A 26,237-nucleotide genomic window follows, 5' to 3' on the forward strand; every position below is an offset into this window, starting at 1 on the left:
TATTCAAAATTTAATCCTTTCAGTTCTAATACTGGCCAGATAGAAAGGTAGAAGATCATATGACTTCACAAATTAATCCTTTGCCGATCGACCTAAATGGTTTCAGACGGTCACCTGTCAGTTGGACATGTATATGGGATTTGAAAGAGTGTAGTTTAGGGTGCTTCTGAGGGAGCATCCTTTTTGGTGGTGGAGGGTGCTGGAAGAGGGTGTGGGGCAGGTGTAACTGGAAATAAAATGGATTCGGATCTGGTTATCTTAACATAAATCGGTCATAAATTAATATTTAGCCGGTAAATCTTGATACAAAACAGGCATAACTTTAAACAAAACCTCATTATCACCACTCAGGGACCCGGTTGGCTGCTGCACGAAATTAAAAGCCCGGCACGAGTGTGAATTCTCGTGCCGGGCGGAGCCATTGTCAGGCTCTAATGGTCAGGTTTCTATTCTTCTATCCAAAATTCATCAATATTGACTCTGCTTCCCTCTAAACCATCTGCCACGATTCTAAAACGGACATCTGCTTCCGTGTCTACAACGACTCTATGGCGTTCGAGTTCGGAATTGCTTATGATTGCTTCCCCGGCATCGTCCCACGTTTCGCCTTGATCGGTGGACTGTTGAAGCAGTATTTCCGCTCCGGTGTCAGAACCGAAATTTGCGTGATAGAAGCTGACGGCGTGGGCACCTGGAACATCGAATTCCATACTGGCATGCCCGTTAGCGCGGATGCGCAGGGAGCGGTCATCAATTTTTTTGTCACTCTGATGAGTGCCGATCAGAGCATTATCGAGATGCCAAATGCCTGATGAAAGCTCGACATCAGCAGCCGCATAACTGCCTTTTGCGGCCCCTTCATATCCCTCCGCCAGAACAGGTTCTGTAATGCCTGCTTCTACATATGAGATGTGATCGATATTTACGCGGGTTCCTTCTTCTCCGCTTACGATAAAGCGAAGCCTCACATTCTCCGACTCATTTACATCAATCCGCTCTTTTTCCAGACTCCTCTGAGATGGTAGGGTAGTCACATCCGTCCAGCTGTTTCCATGATCAACGGACTTTTGAACGGTTATGGTTCCCCCTTCATCAGATCCATACAGTCCGTGGTAAAAGCTGAGGGATGCCACACCTTCGATATCTTCCTGCATTTCGATCATTCCGTCTGCACGCACTCTCGCAGACTGACTGCCAAGCTTTTTATCGTTGGACAGGGTACCAAGCAAAGCATTATCAAACAGCCATGCACCGGAAGCGAGTGTCACTTCATCAGCGCTGTATGTTTCCTTCACGCCGGATTCAAAGTCCTCATATGCCTCGCCAATAACCTGATCTCCGCCGGCCCAGTCGTATTCAAATACTTCCTTGTAAAAGTCAGCCACGTCCTGGTTCTCAATAATGACACCGGCTTCACGGTTATTTTTTCCGCTGTTTTTTGACCAGTTGATACTGGATACAAGTACCCGGTCATCAGCAATGACACCTTTATTGTGAAGAATGGCCAACCCGATGGCCTCGGTATCTATGAGCTGTGCTTCTATATCGATTCCTTCTTGTTCAGCGATAGTATGAAGGTATTCAATGGTACGTGTATTATCCCTTGGATTATCAGGATCCAGCCAGGCATCGCCAAGGCTCACGCGAACGGTGGCACCCGCCCGCGCTGCATCAATGACAGCTTCCATATAAATGTTCGGGTGAGAGTCTGATGAATCTTCCAGCCCTCCCCAGAACTTGTGGGAATACATCTGACTTACATAAACGTAGTCTTTAGCATCTTTAATCATACCCAGGATTGAATCTTCCTGCTTAAAGCTTGTATCAGGTGCGATGACCGGGGTGATTTTAAAGTCTCCTGTAATGGCTTTACTTTCAAATGGGGATGGATAAGAGCCTGTTGGAACGTCGTAGTCCGGCTCAAATCCAGCAGGCGGATTGCCGTATCTTTCATGGGACGGGTCGTGGGCAAACACATCCGGATACGAGTCGTCCCAGTCTTCTTCAAACACATCCTGAAAATAGCCGGCTACATCAGCGTCTTCAATGACGACTCCGTAGCCGCGGTTACCGCTTGAGTTATCGACTGGCGTTCCTGTTTTTTTGAAGTTTTCACTTTGTACAAAGACAATTTCGTCATCAATAATGCCGTACTTTGAATGGTCCCAGCGGTAGCGCTTGTGTTGATCGTTGTCACGGCCCATGATGATATAACGCACTTCTCCTCCTGCATCATGGAGCTGCTGGGAGACCCATCTGGAATCGTCCTGGAGGCCCCCAACCGGTCCGCCGTCGAAGTGGGCCCGCACTTCAACCCCTCTCTCAATGGCGTCAACCAGGATTTCTGTCAAATACGGGCTGTGCATTTCATATACGCTCAATTCGATGGAATGTTGGGCGTTTGAAAATAAATCTTCGAGAACGCTGAATGTAGAATCGGGTGATGTATAAGGCCTGACAATCCCTTCTACGTCAAACGTCTCAAGGTCAAAATCAGACTGGGCTTGTTTGTATGTTCGCAGATCAGCGGTTTCTGCCAGTGGATTTCCTTTTAAGCTGTCCCAATCCGAACGGCTGTCCGTATCAATCCAGGCACCTGTTCGTTCAACCTGATTTCGTCTTAGTACATCTCCGGAACTGCCGCGTGCAGCCGGGTCACCCGTCCAGCCGATCTCTTCATAGTCAGAGCTTCCATACACGACCACATCAATGATTTCCCCGCTGCCGTCCTTTAAAAATACTTCGTCCCCTCCATTGGCAAAGCGCGGATTGGCGCCTTCCATATTAGGTACAGAAGGGTCTGTATTTTCGGAAAACTCAAAGTGTGGAGTAATGCCGCTTAAAATGTTTTGTTCAATGATGATGTTGGCTTCCCGAACAATATAAAAGGTTTCTCCGCCTTCCATAATTGTCCCTTGCGGAAAGACCGCTTTCGTTCCGTCATCGCCAATCTGCCATCCTGAAATATCAACGTCATCTGATAAGGGATTGGTGATGGCCACATATTCATCCGGTTCAAAAGACATGTGAGTATCATAATAGACTTCCGTAATGATGATCGTGTCAGCTTCAGCAGCTACACTGGAAAAAGAAGAGGTAGTAAAGGTAGGAGTGAGAAGAAGAAAGACGAGTAAAATTATTTTAACTTTTACATTGATACCATTCATTAGAATTTCCCCCATGTAAGTAGTTGTCCATATGTAAGGTGAGCAGAGCAGTCAATCCCCCTTTTCCTGTTATTTACTTTCAATTTAACACCTTTTATGAATCCTCTTTATTATAATCGTAACAATGTAACGTTTCATGATTTTTATGTTAAAGCTCCATTACATTTGGACGGATCAGGTGGAATTGAATTAAAACACGGTGGAAAGTTTGTATAGAAAAACAACATGTTCCAACATAATAGAAAGGTGTATTTGCCACCCAAGAAGACCTCCATATCATTACCTTAGCTCTCCATAACCGGGGAGATTAATCTTTTTAGAAGTGAAGGACGATCAAAGAGCGCTATCCATTTGGACAGCGCTCTTTTTTAGATTTTTTTTGATATAATGATTCCAAACTAGTTAGATAGAAAGGTAGACGATCAAATGACTTCACAAATCAACCCTTCGCTGATTGTCAGATCAACAAACCTTACCAGATTCATATAGAGGAGATTAGGCTGCCGGGGAAATAAAGGAAATTGGTTTTTAATAATCGTGCTGGGTTTTTCCCCGGACAATGCATCTTCCTTCTTCCTGATTGCCGAAGTATTTATGGGAGACCGTGGGAAAGAGCTCCCGGTAAAAGAACGAACACTCAGGGAGAAGAGCACTTCCAACCTTTTCAAACGAAAAAAGAAAAAAGCCAAGAAGATGAAAAGAAGGAAGTGAGGCAGCGTCTGACGGAAGAGTGGGGGCGGTTCTTTTGCTTTCATTTTCTCGGTTTGTCTTCTGAAATCTACCAAAGCATTCACTCAAAAGTAATAGTTTAGAAGCCTGAATAATGCAAATCCAGGCTTCTTTTAAGGACAGAAACGAATACGACAAATCATCAATAAATTTCAAAAAAGATCGGTATATTTTTAGCTGACGTAGTTAAGATTTTGTTTATTTTAAACCGGTGTATTTTTCATACAGCTTGATATGCCCGCCACTTACTCCATATACTATGCCGCTATTTTTCCATCCGTATTTCTCATAATAACCTTCAAGGTCAGTGGATAGATAAAGCTTATCATATCCCTTTTTCGCTGCCTCTTTTAAGCCGTGTTGTAATAACTTGGAACCTATTTCATTTCCCCTGTGTTCACTTGACACAAATAAACAAGCGAGCCAAGGGCATAAATCCTGACGGCTATTGAGGTCATTTCTTAATAATGCGTATGTCCCTATGATATCGCCTTCTTCAATTGCCACATAAAAACAAGGAATATCTGAAGCTATGCTGCAAGAGTGCTGTATAGCATCTTCATAAAACTTGTAATTATGGTCGTTTCCCCATACTTCCCAGAATATTTGAACTGCTTTTTCAAACAGGTCATTCCGTTCTTGCAATTCAATAATTTCCATATAGGTTCCTCCTAATTTCTTTCTTTGTGATGTACGCTTGTATATCTGTTTCGGAAAAGCTATCTTCCAATTGGCAAGTAATTATTACGATTATACATGATTAATAGATATTCAGTAATTTCAGCCTGCTACCATTTTGCAGCGTTGCAGGAATGCTGAGGTAGTCTAATGAAGAGGAGAGGTTGACGAATTGGAAGAAAAATGGATGCGGATCTGGTTATCTTAACACCAATCCGTCATAAATTAATATTCAGCCGGAAAATCTTAATATAAAAACGGCATATCTTTACACAAAGCCTGATTATCACCTCTCATCACCCCGGGCTCCACAAAAAAAGACTTAACCCCTAAAGGTTAAGCCTCTGATTTTTATTTCATCCCCGTAAGCGTAATTCCCTTAATAATATGTTTTTGCAGGAAGAAGAATACGAGAATCAATGGCAGGGCGGTGATAGTAGCACCTGCCATGATCAGCTCCCAGCGGGATTCGAACTCTCCTGATGCGAAGTAGGAGAGACCTACAGGGAGTGTGAAAATCTCCGGTGACTCCAGGACGATGAGCGGCCAGAGGAAGGCGTTCCAGTTACTCAGGAAGGTGAAGATACAAAGGGCTGAGATTGCAGGCCACACTTGCGGAATGGCAATCTTCCAGAAAATCTTAAACTCTCCCAAACCGTCTACCCGGGCTGCGTCCAGAAGATCGTCCGGGATGGATTGCATGAACTGCTTCATTAAGAAGACGCCAAATCCTGTCATAAGACCGGGAAAGAGCAGGCCCCAGTAATTGTCGGTCCATCCGAATTCGGAACTCATGAGGTACCATGGAATAATGAGCATTTCTGTTGGTACCATTAATGTACTGAGAATGGCAATGAAGATGATTGTTTTACCGATAAACTGAAATTTAGCGATAATGTAGCCCACCAGTGTGTCAAAGAAAGCTACGCTGATTGTGGTGAGAACGGCGATAATTAAACTGTTAATAAACCACTTTCCAAACAACGTGTCCTGAAAGATTCTCCGGTAGTTCTCGAATGTCGGATTATCCGGAATGATGCTCAGGGAATACACTTCAAGTGGTGTCTTGAGGGAAGTGGAAACCATCCAGATAAACGGAAAGATCATGAGGATGGATCCTAAGATCAATAATGTATATACGATGATCGATTTTGCTCGTTTATTCATCTATGTGCACTCCCCTCTAGTAGTCAAATTTCTTCGACAGCACTTTCATTTGAATCACAGTGGTCGCCAGGACGATCAGGAACAGAACAACAGTGGCGGCGGAAGCCATACCCATACTGAACTGTCTGAATGCAAGCTGATAAATGTAAACCACGATTGTAAGGGTTGATTGGAGCGGTCCGCCCGCGCTGTCGACACTCATGTTCACAACCTGTGTAAAGGATACCTGAATAAAGTTGATACTTCCGATAACAACGGAGAAGACAATCGTTGGATTGAGCAGCGGGAGGGTGATGGATTTAAATTTATGCCAGCTGCTGGCTCCGTCCACTTCTGCTGCTTCGTAGAATATTTTTGGTATATTTTCAAGGCCGGCAAGGAAGATGACCATCTGAAAGCCGAGTGCCTGCCAGACCATGGTGGCGATTATGATATAAATGGCCTGATTGGGTGAGTTTAAGAACAGTTGTGCAGGCAGTCCGAGGTTTGTAAGCATCTCGTTGACAAACCCGTTGTTCATAAACAGCCAGCGGAAAACCCAGCTTACGGCTACAATGCTGGTTACATAGGGAATGAAATAAATCACCCTGAAAATACCGACGAACGTGTTGATGCGCTGCAGCAGCAAGGCCACGCCTAAACCGATAACGACTTGTCCGGTTACACCAAAGGCGATGAAGATAAACGTATTGAATAAGGACTTTCTGAATACCGGATCCTGAAACAGAGCAACGTAATTATCCATCCCTACAAAGGGCTTTTCAGGAGAGAGGATATTCCACTCATGAAAGCCGATGTTGAACGTATACAGCGTTGGTATGAATCGGATCGTCACGTAAAAGATGAGTGGCACGAGCAAACACAAATAAACAAACATGTATTTGCTTTGTTTTAGGGTGAGCCGTGAACGCGGCTTTTTAGCTTTTGGTTTCAGTGGTTGATTGGTTTCCAGTGATGTGTCAGCCATGAAAAGGACCTCCTGTTAGAAGAAAGGCCGACTCAAAGGCCGGCCTTTCGAGTAGTGTCAGCGGTTTTCCCAATAGTCATCGAAGAGTTCCTGAGTAGATTCAACAAACTCTTCGAATGCTTCTTCCGGTTCGACCCCTTGAAGCAGGACACGGTCTACTGCCTGGATGGCAAGATCGCGTTCGCGGCTTTCATCCACAAAGAAGTGGGCGTTGGCATATGGGAGCTGCTCAATGAATGCACCGTATAAATCGTGCTCCAGGTATTCATCCTGCAGGGCTACACTTTCTTTAGCAGGCAGCTCTCCTGTTGCTTCGAGCCAGCGCTCCATCACGTCGTCACTTGTGAGGAACTGAAGGAACTTAACAGAGGCATCGAGCTTTTCTCCTTCAACGTTTCGTGTGATTCCGTTACTCCAGAATGATGCCTGTGTTGATTGCTCGTCTTTTGCCGGCAGTGGAGCAATCGCGTAGTTTAAGTCTGGTGCGTCTGCCTGAAGCGTACCAACACGGAATGAGCCGTCAATATTCATAGCAGCGTTTCCTGTCATAAACGCGGTTACGTCATCGGTGTAAAAGTCTCGTTCGGCAACTTCATGCGTCATTGGGAAGTCGAGCCAGTACTTGAATGCCTCCAGGCCTGCAGGGCTTTCATCCCAGAGAATCGTACGGCGGTCCTCACTCAACCCTTCACCGCCTGCCTGGTAAATAAGGGCATCCCGGAACCAGTGGTGTCCTTGCTGGCTTGGCTCCCAGGCCATTCCTGCCTGACGAAGACGGCCGTTGTCATCTCTTTCTGTAAGCTGGATGGAATACTCCACAAGTTCATCCCACGTTTGTGGTGGCTGATCCGGATCAAGTCCGGCTTCTTCAAACATGTCTTTATTGTAAAAGAGTGCAATGGTTCTTACGGCTGTTGGAATCGTCCAATACTCATCATCGAGCTTGACGGATTCAACCATCGGGAAAAACTCATCTTCAATTTCATCATGTGGAAAAGCATCCTGAGGCAACGGCTGCAGGTAACCGGAGTCGACATAACGGGGAACCCATCCGTAGAATAGATTAATCACATCCGGACCTCGTCCTGCAGGAACCTGTGCTGCTACCCGCTCATTAAATTGGTCATAGGGGAAGGTGGTCTGCGATACTTTAATGTCGGGGTTCTCGGCTTCAAACTCTTCAATCAGATCATCGATTAATGTCACTTTTGAATCGAAATGATATTGCCAGTATTCAATCTCAACCACATCTTCGTCACCGGATTCTCCGTTTTCTCCATTTTCCTCGGTTGCACCATCTGTTTCTGCATCCCCGCATGCTGCGGCCAGAACAGCCAGTGAGAGTAAGCCTGCACTCAATAATCCCTTTTTCATTTTTATATCCCCCTTGTTTTAAACTGAATAGTTATTCTTTACACACAGCTCAGCGGATTTTTCAAGACGACTGGCATAATCACGCAGGCTGTGGAAAGTTTCCATAACCCATTCTGAATCCTTGTCAGCCTTCGTTTTGCACTCTTTAATCTGCTCCTTTACTGCATGAGGAGAAGGACCGCCTTTAACATTTCTTACTTCAATGAAAGAAGTCGGATCTATGGCTTTTTTGTATTCCTCCTCAGTTAGGGAAAGGTCAGCACCGATGGTTTCTTTTGCGATGGTGCAAACAAGCCGGGCATCTCCACTGCGGATATCAGAATCCTCCCTGTTTAGGTGACTCACAAGGGAGCTGACAACCTTATGGGCTGAGCGGAAGGAGATATGGTGGTTTCTCACCAGTACGTCTGCCAGTTCAGTCACTGTTGAAAATCCTTCCCTGGTGCGTTCATATAAGGTCTCTTTTTCAAAGGTGGCATTCTCGAGAATTTCATTTAAGATGGAGAGAATGTTGTTTGCGCTGGTAAAGCCCGACATCAGTACAGGCTGGATGTCATCTCCAATGTCCACGATATCTCCGAGTGGGATGCTGTGGGCTACTGTAAAACAGCTTTGAAGGTTTCCGATTGCTTTGCTGATTGAAGCGCGTGTATGTTCCAGAGCGGATGGGTTTCGTTTTTGAGGCATAATACTCGATGTCTGTACGTGCTGATCGTTAAGTTTGAGCGTGCTAACTTCGCTTGTAGCCATAAACATTAAGTCATAGACGAAGCGTGACAACGTACTTAGGGATATAGATAAAGCGCTTCCAAATTCGAGCATGAAGTCTGATGCGGAAATGGCGTCATAGGAGTTTGTCATTGGTGAGGAGAAGCCAAGCTGATCACTTATCTGCTGTCTGTCAATCGGAAAGCCTGTAGTGGAAAGGGCGCAGGCCCCCATTGGAGACACGTTTATTCTGTCATAGAGAGCGATGCCTCTTTCGGTGTCGCGTTTGAGGTTCTGCTCAGCAGCCAAAAGGTAATGAGCCAGTGTTGTCGGCTGTGCTTGCTGGTTATGTGTGTGGGCAGGCATGATGGTGTGTTTATGTTCTTCTGCCAATTCCAGCAGAAGCGTTCTCATGTCAATTAATTTATCGATCCATTCCGCTGTCTTTTGCCGCCACAGCATTCGGAAGATTGTGGTATCCATATCGTTACGGCTGAAGGCAAGGTGCATATTCCCGACCAGATCGTCACCAATCTCCTGGGCCAGGTCATGTTCAATCATAAAGAAAAGATCTTCAAACTGTGGATTGTATTCTTTTTCATATCCTTTTCTTTTAAGAGCCAGTGTGGCTTCAAGAATGGTGCCTGCATCCTTGTCCGAGAGGATTTTTGTTGAATTAAGCATCATCACGTGAGCAAGATTCACTTCCATGATATACGAGTAAAAATGCTCTTTTGTAAAATCAAATAAAGGATTCAAAGTGTCTTGAATATAAAGAGGTGATCGAGATGTCATGCTACATGACTCCTTCACTTTTAAGTAATGATTCATGTTCTTTTAAACAGAGTGCTCCGGCTCCGATAACGGACACATTATCAAGTTCTGTTACTGAAATTTCGGTCTTAAGAGGAAGGTGTCTGCTTAATACTTCTTTCACTCGGGGAAGAAACCAGCCACCTGACTTTGAAATCCCGCCGCCCAGGATCACACATTGAGGGTTGAAAATGCATACGACGTTGACCAGTGCATAGGCGATGTGATCGACTGTTTCCTTTATCACTTCAGTGGCAATCGGATCTTCGTCTTTAGCGAGCTGAAAGATGGTTTTCGCTGACAGGTTTTCACTGTCGTAAGAACCATGATAGTCTTGTGAAAGCTCCTCAAGCTTTTTCTTCATCCGCTTTACAATCGAAGGGCCGCCTACATGGCTGTCGAGAAATCCGTAGCCTTCAAAAATCTCATCATATTCTTCATTTGCTTCATTTTTATCCGTTACCATATAGCCGATTTCGCCGGCCGCGAAAGAAGAGCCTCTGTATAGGCTGCCATTGACAATGATGCCGCAACCGACCCCGGTACCAAGGGTAATGAGAATCAGATGGTCTGCATTTTTGGCTTTCCCTTTCCATTGCTCACCGAGAACACCGACATTCACATCGTTATCAATATAAACAGGTAGACCAAGTTCATTTTCGACAGCTTCTTTCAGGGGATAATCAATCCACCCGAGACTCGGTGCCTCAAGAACGGTGCCTTTGTCGGTATCGGTAATACCTGGTGCTCCTACTCCTACAGCCATTACATTCTCAGGGGTTCTGTTGATTTCCCCGAGAAGCTTGAGAATACAATCACCAACTTTCCTGATGATGTTGTTCTTCAGAGCGGGTTGCGTTTCAAAACGATCTTTGGCAAGGATCGTACCATTCAGGTTCAAGATCCCTATTTCTACATACGTTCCGCCAATATCTACTCCTGCTATAAGGCGGGAGTCGGGGCTGAAAGATAAGTGAACAGGTTTCCTTCCGCCCGAAGAACTGGCAACTAGGCTGTCTTTTTCTTCGATCCAGCCGTCTTCGATCAGCTCATCTACAATCGAGGAGACCGTAGGCTTACTGATCGAGAGGGCGAGCGCAATGTCGGCACGGGAGCGTTCATCATTTTCCCGCACATATCTCAGGATCTTCTTTTTATTCAGGTATTTCAGGTAGTTAGGCGTGCTTGTTTTTTTTAGGTTCATAAGCATGGCCCCTTGCACTTGATGAGTAGATTGTTGTTAGTGTGTTAGTTCGTAAACTTTACTAACTTAACTATATGTTAGGGTTTTGGCTAATATTTGTCAATTAATATTTTTAATTTTATAAATATTTAGTTTATTACTGAATTTACAAAACAGCAGGGTGTTCCTTAAGTTTGGACTTAAAGAACACCCTTTAGAGCTGTTGGTTTATTCTTCGGCAGCTAATGGATAGCTCATCAGGTTGGTAAATAAGCGGTAGCCGCCAGGAACCTGACCTTGAATCTGACGGTACCAGACCAGGTTCGTATGCATGTAGGTTCCCTCACCATACTCTGCCATCAGAATGCCGCTTGTATATGGCTCAGGGTCAACGGGATCTTTCATACCGATAAAGGTTTCGTACCTGTCATCCCAGCTCATCGGAAAATAGAGTGCCCGTTCCTGAACCCAGCCTTCCCAGTCGGAATCGGAGATCGCATTTGGGTAGGTGAAGAGTTCATGCTCAGGGTTAAAGATGTCAACGTCTGAGTTTTTATCTGTCACTCTCCAGCGAATCGACGGTACACCGATTTCGATTGGGTACGGTGCGTGCTTCGCATCATCCCAGCCGTCATTTGGTGTATGATACTGCACAATCAGGTGGCCGCCATTATTTACAAAGTTGAGCAGCCGGTCGTTTTCCTGTGCCAGGATATCACGGCCTCGGAAGGATCGGATTCCCTGAACGATCGTGGTGTACTCTGAAAGGTCGCCATTGGCAATTTCCTCGTCTGTGAGAAGGGTTAAGTCAATCCCGATGTTTTGCAGGTACTCAGGGATACGGTCAAACCCGCTGTCAATGTAGCCGACTTTTAACCCATCCGGGATGGCCAGATCAAAGGAAATGCCCGAAGCTTCTGCATCATAAAGGTAATACTGCGTTCGGATGTGATCGTAATCGATCAGCTGCACCGTGGTGTTGAACGTACTGCCGTTCACATCCACAAGTCCTTCTACATTGAATTCGTCATCAACGTTCTCTTCCGGAGGAGAAAGGGTGAACGTTACGTTTTGTGTTTCCAGTTGTTCACTAAACTCAACTTCCGCTTCTGATGGACTGACTTCCCATCCATCGGGAATATCAAGATAGGCTGACGCTTCCGCCGACCCGTTTACATAGTTCGTCAATGTCATGTCCACCTGTACATCATCCGGCACATCAAGTTCGTTGATCGAAATCTGATCGGGTGTAATGTGAACGGCTACGTCAGGTAAAACAGCTACAGTGTCCTCAGGATTTACGTGGTAATTTACACCTTGTCCGTTAACTGCATACGACACATCTGCAGAGAGGATGAAAGGTGCATACGGGTGGTAAAATTCAGCATCTTCAGGAACAGTCACTTCATATTGCACTTCATTTGTTTCGCCTGGAGTTAAGGATTGAGCAGTGGAACTTCCTTGTACTGTCCAATCTTCAGGTGTATTTAATCCGAGTTCGACGTCGTTAAGGGTCTGGTCCCCATTGTTCTCAGCCTGTACAGAAACCGTATAGGTTCCGCCTCTTGTGAGAGCAGCGTTCTCCACGTCTACAGAAACATCCAATGAAGAGGCCACCTGGCTGACTTCGGTCAGCTGGTCTTGTTTGACTTCCAGCTTGAACAGCAGGTCTTCCTGTAATTCGGGATCAATGTTTCTTGAAGCGATCCGTTTTTTTGCATTTTCGATGTCCTCAAGAGCATCGTGTGCAGCAAGGAGCGTCTGGCCGCGGTCCGGAAACTGGTTAATCACTTTATTCAGAGCGCGATCTGCTTGAAGAAGAACGCCTCTGATCTGGTTGTTGGAGCCGGAAAGCTGTTCGGCAGCTTCTTTAAACGTAATGTCAAGGCCGTCATAAATGGAGTCCTCTGTCTCAGGAATATCATTGACGGATTTCACAAGATCGAGGTTTACATATAGGGGTGCAACCGGCAGATCGCGTCCCATTCCCTGGCTTTTGTGAAGGTATCTGGACTCTTCCCCAAGCTGGGCATATGTTTTTCCGTAAATCGGGTCGACCTCGTTACCTACTTCTATGGATAGGGTTGGGTTATTGTTATCAACTGCAGGGAGGTACATTTTCTTAATCTGCCAAGGTGTTAATCCTTCATCCATATGTTCAGGGAATACAGATGGATCAGCAGCGTCATCAAATGCTCTTAATGATAGGATCGTAATGGCCCGGTGGTGGCCATGCTGTGTATCAACATCAAGGAAGGAAGGGAAGACGATCTCAGGCCGTTCTTCACGAATTGAGCGGATAAAACGTTCATAGGTCAGTTCTTCTCCCCATTCTTCAAAGGTTTCTTCAGGAGTCTTTGAAAATCCGAAGTCATAAATCGGGTCATCCGTATCTTCACTGAGAATAATCAAATCCACATTGGTCACCTCTGAAGCTTCAATTAATTCTTCAGATCGGATAATCCCGAGACCATTGCCAAGCTCCTGGCCGATTTCATTCTGGCCGCCTTCGCCACGGTTAGCGATGTTACTGCTCGTGCGCACCCCTTCTTTGAGGGATAAGTAAGCGAGAAGGTGGCTTCTTTCATCATCGGGGTGAGCCCCTGTATTCATAAAGCTTGTTGTCGTTTTAAGTTGAGTAATGGCTTTCCACAAATCCTGATCGGGTTCATCATCGGCTGAAGTAAGAGGGGCCTGAGGGATAAGGATGGACAGGAGAAGCAAAAAACTTAACAAAACGCCAATTATCGGTTTCTTCAATCAAAAAACCTCCTTAGTTTTGGATGTTCGATGTCAGATTGCGTCCTTTGACCTCCTTTCAAAGCATGGATTGAGTAAGTAAGGTTTCCTTACTAACTTAACCATATATAATTTACAGAATATTTAGAAATGTATTATTTACTAATTATTGGTAGGTAAAAAGATGGTTATATTTGGATGATTAGACATAGAGGGTGATGAGTGGAGATAAAGTGACTGGAATCGACAATATCCAGGTGAATTGAGGGTGGGACTTTAGGATCGTGGGGGCTGGGCGGTGGTTGTGCTTCGTTGATACAACCGTTATATAATTTCATTACTTTGGAAGGATTAAAAAGGTTATTGTGGAATGGATGAGTTAACCTGAATTGAAAAGAGGGATTTCACATGAAGTTGGTCCTGAGCAGAAAAGGGTTTGATACTGGCAGCGGCGGTTGTTTTTCTCCATATGATCATCATTCGGGCAGGTATATTTGGTTCCCGATCCCTGAAAAAAAGAATCATTATTCCAATACAATCAATTATGCAGATGTCCGGATTAAAGAAGATTATTTTAATAACCCCAAGTACGAAGCCGGGAACTTGAGTGAGTTGTATAAAAGGCTGTTGGGCCATAATCGGATTAAAATGGGAAATAGCAAAGCGTGTTCAATCGATGACGTGGGACTGTCAGCCCACTTTGACCCTATGCTTGGAGAGCCGCCGTGGATGGAGAGAGGGAGCGGGTTGAAGATAGGAAAGGGATTCGGTCAGTCCAACGCTGCACCGCACCTTTTAAAGCAGGAGGTTGGTGCGGGTTCTGTTTTCCTTTTCTTCGGAGGGTTTAAATCGATACATAATCACTACTCTGGGCACTATTTTTACGGGTGGATGAAGGTTAAAGAGCGGATTGATAACTATGACAAGGCCCTTCAGGCGGCAGAGGAATATAACCTCGGCGACCACCCCCATCTAACAGAATCTGCTTTTCAGAAACTGAATTTTATTTATACACCGGAAGAGTGGCTGTTCGAGGATTTGGAGGTCCCCGGCTGCGGTTACTTTACTGCACTGAATGACAGTCTGCTTCTTTCAAGGAGTAAAGATCGAAACAAAAGTGAATGGCTGTTGCCGAAGTGTTTCTACAAGCAGCTAACCCAGGCTTACAAGAACTCGTGGGTTGACCTTGGTGATGACTTTTGCACGGTTAAAACAGGAAGAGGCCAGGAGTATGTCACTGAGTTATCCGCGGCGGGCGAAGCGTGGCTAAGGCAGCTTTTTAAGCGGAATGCAGATAATATAAGTGCAGCAGATGGTTAAAAAAACGGAGCTTCGGCCAGTGTCCCGAAGCTCCGTTTTTTTATGAAAGGCTATCCTATGAACATTGACTTAATGTGAGGCCAAATTAGCAGCTCTAAAAGTAAATTGGGGAATCGGGGATCAGTTTGATGATTCTGTTAATATAGTAATCCTGGAGAGGGACTCTTCGGTAAACTGATGTTCACTAATGAGACCGCCACTCAATCTTTGAATATCAGACTACGATTTCGACAAAATTTGGGTGGTGACAGGCACCATAAAACAGGCAGAGGAGCAGCCTCTGCCTGGAGCAGGTCTTCCTCAGATATTGATTACCCTCACTAGGTTTGGATCCGTTGTTATATAAAGCCCGCTCAGGAGGCGGTACATATCTGTGGTGCTGCCGGGGACGGCTACCCGTTCGACAATGGTAAACGCCTCACCTTTGAATACGGTTCCGGCGATCGCCTCATCATCCCAGGATGGTAGTGAATATACGTTCAGTGTATCAACTTCAACAACCACCATCTGTGTGCCGGTTTCCCGTTTTTGCAGGCCGAGGTGAGCTGCAATTCCTTCCACTACAGCCCGGCAGTAGGCTTCTTTAAAAGCGGCTTGTCGCATCAGGTTATTGTCTGTGATGTTATCAATAAACGCCTCTTCAAGAAGAACTGCAGGCATTGAAGTATTACGGAGGACACTGAAATTGGCTTCTTTTCGGCCGCGATCCGGCAGGCTGTAGCTGCCGAGTGCCGCAGCAACACGGTTATGAATGGCTGTCTGAAGGTTACGGGTTACCTGGCTTACCCCGCCATTCCAGATATAACTTTCGAAACCGCGGACAGATCCGTTAAAGGCATTTTTATGATCACTGATAAAGACATCTGCTCCTGCATTATTGGCGTTTTGGGCCCGGACTTCCAGGTCCACAAACACATCGGTACTGCGTGTTAAAAGGGTATGAACCCCTTCATATTCATCAAAAATCTGCTGCATCCTCAGAACACGGTCAAGGCACAGATTCTTCTCTAATAATCCATGTCCCGTAGCTCCCGGATCGTTTCCCCCATGTCCTGCATCCAACCATACTAATTTTGTCATCTTATCCTCTCCCTCTTTGTTTTTTCCTTTCACTTGTAAAAGGAGCGGAAGGGCTTTTCTTTACAACCTGATGTCCTGAAAATTTGAAAAAATTGTGCCGGATATTATTTTGCCTCATCAAGCCAGTCCCAGAATCCGGGGACATTACTGGTATCAAAAGAATGAACAATCGTCATCGTCTTTATCCGCAGTTCCTGTTCAAGGTTGTCCCGTTCCTGAAAGTCGGTCTGATACAGGGACTTTCTGATCTTGGGCTCCAGTTTTTGGATGATTTTTAACGTGCTTTCTTCGTTTCCTTTCTGCGAGCTTTCAATTAACAGACGCCATTCTTTCATTACTTCTCCTCCTTTTCTGAAAAATTGCATTTCAGGTTTTTGATGGCAGCACGGTGGATTTTTGAGACCGCCTGCTGGCTGATTCCAAGTTTAAGTGCAGTCTCTGTCAGCGTTTTTTCTTCTCCGTATATGAACTGGAGTACTTCCTGCTGCCGGCGGGTAAGCTTTTGTATTCCTTTTTTGAGATTAGGGTTTTCGATACGTTCATGCAAAGCCAGGTGCGATGATTCGATCACTTCCTCTTCAACGCGGTCACCTGACTCGATATTCTCAATCACCACCGTATCCTCATCTTTTGCCGGGTGATCAAGCACAAGAGGAAAGGTGCTGGATCTTTCTCTCCTCTTTTTGTCATAGTTGACAGCTTCCCAATACAGTGTCTGTGACAGGTAATTTAAGATTCTCACACCGGTGTAGTAATCTCTGAATGCCTGATCAAGTGCGGCTTTATTTTTATCAGTAGGATGCTGCAGAGCATCAGTCAGTAAGGTACGGTGTTTATGATCAAGGAGAAACGAGTGGAATAATGGATTGCCTGAGATTTCAGGGTGACGTTTTCTAAAATGATCGATGAGATGCTGTTCTGTAATTTTCTTTTTTAGCATCGATTTCCTCCTAACGTGTTGGGTTACCAATTAAAGGGGTAAACCAGATCGTTTTCACAACCGAATTACGAACGTATGTTCTTATTTTCGGATAATTTACTAGGTTAAACAAGTGGTTATCTTTTTTTGGTTGTGAAGACCTAGGAAGATTCCCTCTTTTACAGGTATCGGGACATGGAAGAATGAATTGCTGCCGAGAGAAGTGGGGATCTGCCACACAGTGGCTGAAAAGGAGGAGGGAAAAGGATGGAACACTTTCCGGACTGGGCGATGGTTGCGGGCAACGTAGGCTTCCCGGTATTGATTGCGTTTTATTTATTAACGAGATTTGAAAAGCGGATTGAGAACTTAACGAAGGCCATTGAAGATCTGCAGTCAAGAATGAATCGGTAAGTTCCGTAATATCCCCTTTAGCGGGAAAGGAAATATAAAACAGCAAACTTTAGACAATGATTCTGCCGTAAACAAAGATCATTCTACCGAAAAAGGAAATCATTCTATCTGAACCAAAGATGATTCCGCCCGAAAAGAAAATAATTCTACGAGAAACAAAGAAAATTCTACCCAAAGGCAGAGTTATGCTGTTCCAAGATCCAGGATGGGCTGTTTTTTAACCTGAATGGCTCCATTCCTGGCTTCAAAAGGAGCCTGCTAAGGCCAAATGCCTTAGCAGGCTGTGTTAAAGAATGAGAAGTACTCAGGAAACGTTAGATAAAAACCCGGAATCAATGTTCGTGGTCATTGACGAAGTTGACACAGATAACTATGGGCTTGGAGGGGAATTGGTTACAGAAAGAAGAAAAGGAGGGAAGTAAGTATTAAAGCAATATGTACTGGCTGCTTGAGTACGTTTATTTTCTGTTTAGTGTATGAAGCGGCAGATGAAGATCGATTGCTTCGTGTAAGTTGTCCAAGCAAAGCAAAATGAGGTTGAAGGAGCTTTTAAAACAGAGTTTAGGTAATATAAATGCAGGTGGTTAACAAAAAAACTGAACTCCAGGTTATTACTCTGAAGCTCAGTTTTTGTATTGCAAATCTCAATCAAGAATATTTCCTATTCTATAAACATTGCCTTTATGTGAGGCAGTGTAATATTATACCCTGCAGTAGATTCATAAGTATGGGAACCTTCTACGGATCCGTAAACCGTAACAATGTCGTCTTTAACGAACGGTGTAGGGAAGTCATAGGTAACATAGATCACGTCCGAGGAAGAGTAGCCAAATGATTTTTCTGTAACTGCCAGACGGATGATCCCAAACTGGTCGTCTTCCATAACCTGCATGATTTCGCCTTTAAACACAGTAACGGTTCCTTCATATGGGGAAGTGTTTTTATCTAATTCGGCAAACCGGATTTTCTCTGCACTTGATTTATATTCCGAGGCAAAATCCTTTAGTGATTTCGTGTCAGTAACGGTAAAGGTTTCCTGCCCCAGGTAAATGCCGTATTCCTCTTCGTCCCCATGTGTAACAATGTTATCGAAATGGATTTCAAAATTTGTTTTACCCCCAAGGGATTCTCCCAGACCTGTATTAAACTCACCAATATCCAAGCTTACACTAAAGCGGTAATCTCCGTTAATGAAAGGGACCACTTCGTGTGAGAAAGAAACGTTTATTTCGCCCCTCAGCACCATAAAATATTCGAAATCAGTTAACTGATTAACGACGGAGCCGGTGACTTCATCTGTTTCTTCAGGCTCCACATCTGTAAGTCCTACTCGTACAAAAGACGCATCTGGAAGGTTTGTTGTTATAGAAACATCGAGTTCATCTGTTTCCTCGTTATATTGTACATCTTCTATTTCGAATACAAATTCGTTGTGATCAAACGGATTGCTGTACTGCTCAGCCTGAACAGTGTCTTCAGTTGAAGCATAGTCTTCAAAAAGCATATATGAAATTGTTCCGAAAAGCAGAAGTCCTCCGATAAAGGAAAGGGTTGTAATCCCATACCTTTTAAAATTACCAGTCTTCCTGATTAAAGAAAATAAAGCCATAACGGCAAAAATAATGGCGGCAAAAAAGCAGCCTATCCCTAAAAAAGGAACAATGTCGTGAATGAAAACCTCAACCATGTACAAATTCTCCCAACTATGTAGTTTTAATGTCGCGTTACTATTATACTCCTAAAATGGATTTGATCAATATAAATTTAGTATCTGTATAACTAACAACTACATAGCTTGTTTGTGAAATTGGGAGTCAAATTGATAATTCTGTTAATATAGTAAATCTGAAGGGAGAGCTCCCCTTGCAACTGATTTCCTGTGTTGGAGGCCACCACTCAAACTCTGAATAAAAGACTACGATTTCGACAAAGTTCGGGTGGTGACAGGCACCACTTAATCTATTCTATTGAATTCGATCCCTTTCATTTCAGCCCATTTTTCAACGGCCGGTATTTTATCTTTCTGATTGATTTCAAGGATATACCTGAACTTGTTCTTATCGTGCTTGTCAAGACGGAGGAGATTCTTCTCCTCGTTCCAGTTTACTGTTTTGAATTCTGCAGGAAGCAGTTCACCTTTACTTTCCAGAAAGAAATGCTCCTGAAAGGTAATTTCGGTTTTAGAGAGAGGCGATTTTAGAATAATTAAACCAACAAGACCAAAGAAAAAACTGAGTAGAAAAAAGAACATTGTTAAACCATTTAAACCGTCACGCAGGGTAACGAAAGTGGTGACAATAAAGAAGATACCAAAGGCATAATAAAACACATGTCCTCTATTGAGTGAGGTGACCTTAAACGTAACAGGGGTGAAAGCACCTTCTTCAGGTTCTGTTTTATCATCATCATGTGTGAGGCTGTCGTGAGCCCCGGTCTTGGGATCAAGATGTTGATTACTCTCCAGAAACCTGTAGTAAACTTTGTACTTTAAGTATTTATTCGACTGATTAAAGATTGGCCTGTAAACGAGCCAGAAGACAGCCGGAAAAATCAGCACACCAAAATTAAACCCTGTACCGATAAAAATAAGAAGACTGAGTGGAATTACGATAAAATACATGATTGGTTTCAGTACCTTAATCATTATTAAAAGTGTTTTCTCAAGCCCGGACAGGCGGCAGTTCGATACATCGGCTTTGTCTTTATGTAAAATGCTGAAATGACGTTTGATTACTGACTCAAGGCTGCTGTCTGTAGTGGACATTTCCTGAAACCACACTGTAAAGGATGAAAGAGCCAGGTTCTTCATTCTGTTTTCTTCCGACATACTCATAACCATGTTCTTTACTTCAGGATCATGGATTTGGTCAAACCGAATACCCGCCTCTGCCAGGGTATTCAGATGAGGAAGACGATCCTCATAGCTGCTCCAGAAGTCGTTGACATCCTCAATTAGTGTGCGAATATTATTTTCGTGTATAACCTCTTCCGTGTACAGCTGGTCATACGCTTCATTAATCTGTTCAAGTTTCCTTACAAGAAAGGGATTTATTCTTTCTGACAGCCGTTCTGCCGAGCGTGACTCGACGTCGTTTTCAGTGAGAAGGTTCGCTAGTTCTTCTGTCCCGGCCGCCTCGTTTCTTTCCTGGTCTGATAATACATTACGTAGACGTTTGAAGTGAACGCCCAGACTCAGGAAAGCTGCGTAGCGGTGAATGGTTTCCTGTATTTTTTTATCCGTTACCTCATGTCCGCTATGGTCAATTACATAAAAAGCGGAAAAGAACTGATCATTCCTTTCTTCTTCGAGCATACTTCCGGCTAATGCCAATTTCCGGCCATCCACCGTAATAAATTTTGAAATTCTTTTCTTCTGAAAAGGGAGATCCGGTATATCTGTTTTACGCAGCAAAGCCTTTGGCGTATTCAGCCAGGTGTGATCGTCTTTTTTCATGTCAGTATCTCCTCCTGTTCTATAGGTTTAGGGGGGACGATTCTTATTACGCCGTTATTCCGGACTGCTCTGGTAAAAGCTAAAAAGGAAGCAGAATGTCGCTAGGTTACACACCTCCTGTCAAATAATAAGATAATTATGGAAATTATAGCATAATGTTATAAAAAGCCCTCGTTTTTGACATGAAAATCAGGAAAGATATTTACAAAGAAAACGAGGGACCTAAAGAAAATGAGGTGGAAACGCTTGTAAAAGAGGTCAAGCTCTAAAATATATCAGATGTGACCATTGATGAAGGAAACTGCTGTTTTGGAGGGGGGAATAAGTATAGAAAGAAGAAAAAAAGGGGAAACAGACATTATCGTTACTAAGTGCCAGGCACTGTGTTTATTGATTCACACAGTGCCTGGCACCTGCTGTTTATTGAATAAAACGCTGCACAATCTCATTGAACTTATCACTGTGCTCCCAAAACATCATATGCCCTCCCAGGACTTCCACTTTTGTTTTCGGGGTCAGTTGGTTCGTATAGTTGACCGCAGTTTCGGACCAGTGCTCTGCTACGATGTTTAAGGTAGGCACCGCTTTGCTCGCTTTTTTCGCTTCTTCTCGGTAATCAGAGAACATCCCTGAAGCAAACAGGCTGCCGGCAATATAATAAGGTGTCTTCAAAGACTGTTCCACAATCCAGGTTAATTCCTCATCACTGAGCTCTCTTTGAATCATCACCGAGGTTATGTAGCTCGTGATGAAGTCCCTTTGTCCTTTGGAATCCCTCAGGTATGCATTGTAGATACCTGAAATATCATCCAGCGAGCCTTCTACCCAGTCTGCTTTACTGATCGATAACGACTTAGGCGGCATATCAACAAAAACCATTGACTTCACCCTTTCATAGCCATTCTGTTTTACATACTCCCAGGCCGTCAGACAGCCAAAGGACCAGCCCACCAGAACCGCATTTTTAACATCTAGTTCTTCAAGTACTGCATGAAGATCCGTTCCGTGAGTAACGTAATCATTCCCGTGAAGAACCACCGTTGAGCGGCCATGACTTCGCGGATCCACAACAATAACCCGGTTCGTTTTGGCGAAGTGCTCTACCTGCTTTTCGAAAACCTCTGTCGTGAACGTAAACCCCGGGATAAACACGATCGGCTCGCCGCTGCCTGCTTCCTGGACAAACAGTTCCACACCTGAGTCTGCCTGAATGTACTTCTCCCTTACCTTGGTCATTTATCTCACCTCATATCCTTTTTAATTACTATATTCGAGGGTGATACCTTTCAGACTAGAGTCAGTGCCGATGGTCTAAAGTTGCTAATTACTTATGAACTATGATTCCGGAAAAAGAGACGCGAATATGCAGTAAGTGACACAAACCGCCTTTACCAGACAAATACAGCTGGGTTAATTTTCTTATTTTTCTGAAATTGGTTGACTCTATTATTTCGGTATACGAAAATTAAGGGAGTAAAATAAAAGGAGGTTGTTTGATGAAAAAGTTTATAGGTCTTGGTTTAGCAGCGGTTATGGCATTCACAATGGTGACGCCCGGTGGAGCAGGTGCAGAGCCTCAGTCAAAGCCGAATGGTCCTTGGATTAAGTCGGGACAGCAGGTTATGCTTGAACGTTTTCTTTCACCTGAAGAGCTACATACAAAACTGGAACAGATTGACGAGCGAGACAGGGATAACCGGATGGAGCTGGAGGTTGTAGGCCATTCTGCAAAGTATGACCACCCGATTTACGTAGCCAAATTCGGGGATGCGGACTCTGACAATCCTAAGGTGTTTTTGCAAACGCAAATTCACGGGGATGAGCAGGCAGGTACAGAAGCGGCAGTTAGCCTGATTCATAACCTTGCCATGAGTAATAACAGAGACATCAGGGATATCCTGGATAATGTAACGGTTTGGATTTTGCCGATGTTGAACCCTGATGGAGCGGAAATTATTGACGTGGAGCAAGGGCAGTCCAAGCAGCGCCGTAACTTCCAGGAGTGGACGCCTGAAGAGTGGGGGCTGTCTGCGGATACGCCGGCTCCTTGGTACCATGGAACCGATCAGGCCAGTGGAGAATTAGGGTATGATGTAAACCGTGATTTCCACCCGGATCTGTCTTTTGAACTGTCAGAAGAAGATGCTGGTCTTTTGCCGGGCCTAGGTTCAGAACCTGGCTTTTATGTAACGCCTGAAGCGAGAGCATCCCGTGATGTGTTTGAAGAGCTTCAGCCGGATCTTTTCATTGATCACCACCACAGATATAGTAATGTCGTATCAGAGGACGATGACCGTCTGAACACGCTTCAGCTCATTGCACAGGTGGTGGATGAGGATAACGTAATATCCTACGGCGGGGAAGAGTATCAGCTGAGCGAAGAGTCTCTGAATCTTTCTAAGCAGGTAAACTCCCATGTCTATCAGGTTCTGCAAAAAGGAAATTCACCATTTGGCGCGGTTTCCCGTTATCCTGACGTAAACCTGCCTGGTACAGCTCTCGGAAGCTATTCATTAAATGATGCCGCGATCATGCTTTATGAAACACGCGGACAGCAGCACCCGGACGGCCACACAGGGCAAAAAGGAAGCGGAATGCTGATCCAGCAAACGTATATCGGTCTTTATGAAACGCTCCTGGGACTGGCTACAGGAGAAATCTATGAAATCGACCCTGACTTCTATGACACTGAAATTCCAAGAAACAGCCCAAGAATCGGACCACCTAATTTGTAGGATAACATTGCTGATGCCAGTCACTGTGTTTAGCGTTTTACACAGTGACTGGCACCTTATTTATGACAGCGAAATTAAAACTACCCCCGTAACGCCCCGTGTGCCAGCATCGCGTGCACCCCTTTAACGCCGTTCACCACCTGTGTAATGCGCAGGTCCACAACTGTACTCGCAAGTGCCATTGCTTCCGTTTTTTTAATCCCGTATTGTTCCTCCATTAAAGTAATCATGGAGCTTAGTGCTTCTCCGGTGGCAACATTTAAATCTTCATTGAAACCAAAGGTGATCCAACCTGAGGGTGTTTTTGCCAGTGGTGATGTTAAGGTCATGTCGTCTCTTACCGTTAGTGTCACGTCAACGTGGTCCATCGGACATTCAATGGCTGTACCGGAAATTTCTCCGTCTCCTTGCAACGCGTGTCCGTCACCAATGTAGAAGTGAGCGTCATCTACAGAAATCGGAAGATAAAGTGTGCTTCCTTTGACCAGCTCTTTACAGTCAATGTTCCCGCCCGAGTAGCGCGGGGGAGGGGTGTCATGGGTACCGGGCTCTTTAGGGGACGTTCCCATGAGTCCCATAAAAGGGCTTAAGCCTACATGGAAAGACCTGTCGCCAATCCGGCAGCTGCCGGTCAGGTTGGTATTGTTCAAGTGCCAGTCGAGCTGAATTTTTTCCTCTTCTGAAATGCCGGCTGCTTGATTTTGCCATGATGGTCCGCCGCCAGCCCAGTTTTCCCCGTACCACCCGGGAACGATATCATTCAAGCGGACTTCAAGAACGTTTCCTGCCTTAGCCCCGTTAACCGCAATCGGTCCGATCATCGGGTGACCTGGTTTTTCTTCCTGTTGGTTGGATTTATAGAAGGTTTTTGGTGTGTCTTCATTGGGCGAATATCCCCATTGGATGTCGGGAGTGGTGAGGTGAAGGGAATCCCCCGAATTTATTGTGTGAACAGGTTCGTAGTTTTGGTCGAAGGATCCGCTAAGATAGCGGGAATCCAGTTTTAGCTTATGGATCATTTATAGGTACCTCCGTAGGTTTGATGCTTTAAGTGTAGCAGGTTGGCTGTCATATGAAAGGAAAGTTTGTAGATTAGGGATCGAAAAGGAAATGTGTTTGTCGGACTGTGCAGGGTTAATTAAACGTTTATTTAATATGGAGCATGTCAACATATAATGGCGAGGTTCAGCAAAAGGTCTGTAAGATAGACAACTCTGCTAAGATAGCTTGACACCACCAAACGTCCGCCGCAAGCTTAATAAATACCAATTAAATTCCATTTAACACAGACTTTATTCAATAATAAACATAATATAGATATTTAGTAGTAAGTAAAGCCCTTTATATGTAAAATATGATTAGGTACTAAGATCTAATTCAATAATAGGGGGCTATCATATGTTTTGTTCAGGTTGTGGCAGTCAAATGGCTGATCATACCAAGTTTTGCGGGAAGTGCGGGACTGCGGCAGAGGTCCAGGCAGCATCAAATGAAACAGCGGCAGCGTCTGAGCCGGTGCAAGCCGGGACGAGCGGCAATGACATTAAAGACAATGTCTATGTGAAACAAGGAAAAGAAGTAGGAAGCATGTATCTTGCTTTCGCATTAGCGGCAATAAAAGCGCCGTTTACGACAGCAAAGCAAACCGATGAGACGGGGTTTGTAAATGGGATTATTTCTATCTTACTGTTTTCGGTCTTTTATTCTTTAACTTCGTATAATCTGATAGGCAGTTTTGTTTCGTTTTGGGAAGGGGCACTTGTTCCGGCTTTTCTTCTGACGGTTACATTTTTCCTGTTTGCAGGGGTAATGACGTTAGTATTGAAATTGATGAATGTGGGAGCTACATATAAAAATGTGCTGGCTCGTTACGGAGCACTGCTTGTTTTCCCGGGCGCACTTGCCATGTTTGGCTTTGTGCTTGCCCTTTTGTCCCTCAATTTCCTCGGGGTTTTCATTGCTCTTATGAGTGTGGTCTTTATTCCACTTACGTTCTTCGGGACCATGTTTTCCTTTGAACGAAAAGGGCCTGGCGGGCTGGATGCTTTTTACGGTATCGTACTGACAAATGTTCTGATAATGATCATCTCAATTCTTACACTTGCAAGCATGGTACAGCGGATGATTGAAGAGATCACGTCTTCCTTTTGGTTTTTATAAGCTGTATGTACAGTCCTGGAGTCCGGATAAGACGGTACTCCAGGGCTTTTTTTGCAAAAAAAACAGCCCCCTTTAAGGGAGCTGAAGGTTAATACTCTTCACTGGATAGTTCTGTTGTATCAATCAGTTTGGATACTTTCAGGCCGTTGCTCGTAAAACGTACAGAATAATTGGATTCAAATGACTTTACTTTTGCAGAGGCATCCTCGTAATAAATCACGTATTCTTCCTCGGTTGTAACGGTAAAGTGGATATTATCCTCTGTATCTACCTCAACGATTTCCACTCCCAGAAAGTCTTCTGAAACCCCTCTCCCGTATAAATAATCAATGTAATCGACGACTTCCTTTAAGTAATCGGGCGCTTCCGGATCGACGTATTCTTCCACCCTGGAAGAGTCGCTGTAATTAATTCCATACACGTTCGCACTGATGAATTCGTCAAACAACACTTCAAAGGCTTCATCAGAATGCTCAATCACTTCTGCGAGAGACGCCTCCTGTTCATCAATGTCAAATGAGTAAGACTCGGTGTTGGCATAGTCCAGGCTGTAAGTTGAATAAACACCATGGACGAGCCATTGTTCATCTGCCTCATCATACATGAGTGTATACTCATTAGTTCTGGTGT

The 26,237-nt window shown here is 44.4% G+C and carries 21 protein-coding genes; 5 read left to right on the forward strand and 16 right to left on the reverse strand.

The features are described from left to right. Window positions 1–446: 446 nt before the first annotated feature. The 8 genes from JSY36_RS08175 to JSY36_RS08210 form a co-directional block, all read right to left on the reverse strand. Window positions 447–3,167 carry a phospholipase D-like domain-containing protein gene (locus JSY36_RS08175; RefSeq protein WP_205165982.1) on the reverse strand — a complete coding sequence of 907 codons (2,721 nt, stop codon included), beginning with the start codon at window positions 3,165–3,167 and terminating at the stop codon, window positions 447–449. A gap of 927 nt (window positions 3,168–4,094) precedes the next feature. Beyond that, window positions 4,095–4,556, reverse strand: a complete 462-nt coding sequence (locus tag JSY36_RS08180) for a GNAT family N-acetyltransferase (RefSeq protein ID WP_205165983.1) — start codon at window positions 4,554–4,556, stop codon at window positions 4,095–4,097. A gap of 369 nt (window positions 4,557–4,925) precedes the next feature. Beyond that, on the reverse strand, window positions 4,926–5,741 hold the full coding sequence (locus JSY36_RS08185; RefSeq protein ID WP_122899303.1) for a carbohydrate ABC transporter permease: 816 nt from the start codon (window positions 5,739–5,741) through the stop codon (window positions 4,926–4,928). 16 nt (window positions 5,742–5,757) lie between these two features. Further along, a complete protein-coding gene (locus tag JSY36_RS08190; protein WP_205165984.1) occupies window positions 5,758–6,708 on the reverse strand; it encodes a carbohydrate ABC transporter permease in 951 nt (316 codons plus the stop codon). A gap of 57 nt (window positions 6,709–6,765) precedes the next feature. After that, the gene (locus JSY36_RS08195) at window positions 6,766–8,082 is read right to left on the reverse strand and encodes an extracellular solute-binding protein (RefSeq protein ID WP_122899299.1); all 1,317 of its coding nucleotides are present in this window, start codon (window positions 8,080–8,082) and stop codon (window positions 6,766–6,768) included. Window positions 8,083–8,100: 18 nt separating this feature from the next. Next, window positions 8,101–9,585 (reverse strand): argininosuccinate lyase, encoded by a 1,485-nt coding sequence (gene argH / locus JSY36_RS08200; protein WP_205165985.1) that lies wholly within the window; start codon window positions 9,583–9,585, stop codon window positions 8,101–8,103. 1 nt (window position 9,586) lies between these two features. Continuing rightward, window positions 9,587–10,807: an ROK family transcriptional regulator gene (locus JSY36_RS08205; RefSeq protein WP_205165986.1), complete on the reverse strand. Its 1,221-nt coding sequence runs from the start codon at window positions 10,805–10,807 to the stop codon at window positions 9,587–9,589. 207 nt (window positions 10,808–11,014) lie between these two features. Continuing rightward, complete coding sequence (locus tag JSY36_RS08210; RefSeq protein ID WP_205165987.1) at window positions 11,015–13,546, reverse strand: PIG-L family deacetylase; 2,532 nt, start codon at window positions 13,544–13,546, stop codon at window positions 11,015–11,017. A gap of 387 nt (window positions 13,547–13,933) precedes the next feature. Between JSY36_RS08210 and JSY36_RS08215 the strand changes: the two genes are divergently transcribed. Further along, window positions 13,934–14,845 carry an Nmad3 family putative nucleotide modification protein gene (locus JSY36_RS08215; RefSeq protein WP_205165988.1) on the forward strand — a complete coding sequence of 304 codons (912 nt, stop codon included), beginning with the start codon at window positions 13,934–13,936 and terminating at the stop codon, window positions 14,843–14,845. 300 nt (window positions 14,846–15,145) lie between these two features. Here JSY36_RS08215 and JSY36_RS08220 read toward each other — a convergent pair whose 3' ends face one another. From JSY36_RS08220 to JSY36_RS08230, 3 genes are all read right to left on the reverse strand, one after another. Further along, a complete protein-coding gene (locus tag JSY36_RS08220) occupies window positions 15,146–15,925 on the reverse strand; it encodes an N-acetylmuramoyl-L-alanine amidase family protein (protein WP_122899290.1) in 780 nt (259 codons plus the stop codon). Window positions 15,926–16,029: 104 nt separating this feature from the next. Further along, a complete protein-coding gene (locus JSY36_RS08225; RefSeq protein ID WP_205165989.1) occupies window positions 16,030–16,260 on the reverse strand; it encodes a helix-turn-helix domain-containing protein in 231 nt (76 codons plus the stop codon). Then, entirely contained in the window at window positions 16,260–16,865 is a 606-nt protein-coding gene (locus JSY36_RS08230) for a sigma-70 family RNA polymerase sigma factor (RefSeq protein ID WP_205165990.1), read from the reverse strand. Before JSY36_RS08230 ends, JSY36_RS08225 begins: the two co-directional genes overlap by 1 nt. A 246-nt stretch (window positions 16,866–17,111) precedes the next feature. On the opposite strand from JSY36_RS08230, the gene JSY36_RS08235 reads away from it, so the two are divergent. Beyond that, window positions 17,112–17,258: a YvrJ family protein gene (locus tag JSY36_RS08235; protein WP_205165991.1), complete on the forward strand. Its 147-nt coding sequence runs from the start codon at window positions 17,112–17,114 to the stop codon at window positions 17,256–17,258. Between the two features lie 293 nt (window positions 17,259–17,551). Further along, a complete protein-coding gene (locus JSY36_RS08240; protein WP_205165992.1) occupies window positions 17,552–17,680 on the forward strand; it encodes a tautomerase family protein in 129 nt (42 codons plus the stop codon). Between the two features lie 239 nt (window positions 17,681–17,919). Here the strand turns inward: JSY36_RS08240 and JSY36_RS08245 are convergent, their stop codons facing one another. The 3 genes from JSY36_RS08245 to JSY36_RS08255 form a co-directional block, all read right to left on the reverse strand. After that, window positions 17,920–18,945, reverse strand: coding sequence for a hypothetical protein (locus JSY36_RS08245; RefSeq protein WP_205165993.1), 1,026 nt, complete (start codon window positions 18,943–18,945; stop codon window positions 17,920–17,922). Window positions 18,946–19,212: 267 nt separating this feature from the next. Continuing rightward, window positions 19,213–20,712, reverse strand: coding sequence for a hypothetical protein (locus tag JSY36_RS08250; RefSeq protein WP_205165994.1), 1,500 nt, complete (start codon window positions 20,710–20,712; stop codon window positions 19,213–19,215). 420 nt (window positions 20,713–21,132) lie between these two features. Beyond that, on the reverse strand, window positions 21,133–21,948 hold the full coding sequence (locus tag JSY36_RS08255; protein ID WP_205165995.1) for an alpha/beta fold hydrolase: 816 nt from the start codon (window positions 21,946–21,948) through the stop codon (window positions 21,133–21,135). A gap of 260 nt (window positions 21,949–22,208) precedes the next feature. Between JSY36_RS08255 and JSY36_RS08260 the strand changes: the two genes are divergently transcribed. After that, complete coding sequence (locus JSY36_RS08260) at window positions 22,209–23,447, forward strand: M14 family zinc carboxypeptidase (protein WP_205165996.1); 1,239 nt, start codon at window positions 22,209–22,211, stop codon at window positions 23,445–23,447. Between the two features lie 80 nt (window positions 23,448–23,527). Here JSY36_RS08260 and JSY36_RS08265 read toward each other — a convergent pair whose 3' ends face one another. Then, window positions 23,528–24,466: an acetamidase/formamidase family protein gene (locus JSY36_RS08265; protein WP_205165997.1), complete on the reverse strand. Its 939-nt coding sequence runs from the start codon at window positions 24,464–24,466 to the stop codon at window positions 23,528–23,530. A 379-nt stretch (window positions 24,467–24,845) separates the two neighbouring features. On the opposite strand from JSY36_RS08265, the gene JSY36_RS08270 reads away from it, so the two are divergent. Next, window positions 24,846–25,607 (forward strand): zinc ribbon domain-containing protein, encoded by a 762-nt coding sequence (locus tag JSY36_RS08270; RefSeq protein WP_205165998.1) that lies wholly within the window; start codon window positions 24,846–24,848, stop codon window positions 25,605–25,607. Window positions 25,608–25,695: 88 nt separating this feature from the next. Here JSY36_RS08270 and JSY36_RS08275 read toward each other — a convergent pair whose 3' ends face one another. Beyond that, window positions 25,696–26,211: a TcaA NTF2-like domain-containing protein gene (locus JSY36_RS08275; RefSeq protein WP_205165999.1), complete on the reverse strand. Its 516-nt coding sequence runs from the start codon at window positions 26,209–26,211 to the stop codon at window positions 25,696–25,698. Window positions 26,212–26,237 lie beyond the last annotated feature (26 nt).

Origin of the sequence: Alteribacter salitolerans, from assembly GCF_016901055.1 — a bacterium.
In the GTDB taxonomy this organism is placed as follows: Bacteria; Bacillota; Bacilli; order Bacillales; family Salisediminibacteriaceae; genus Alteribacter; species Alteribacter keqinensis.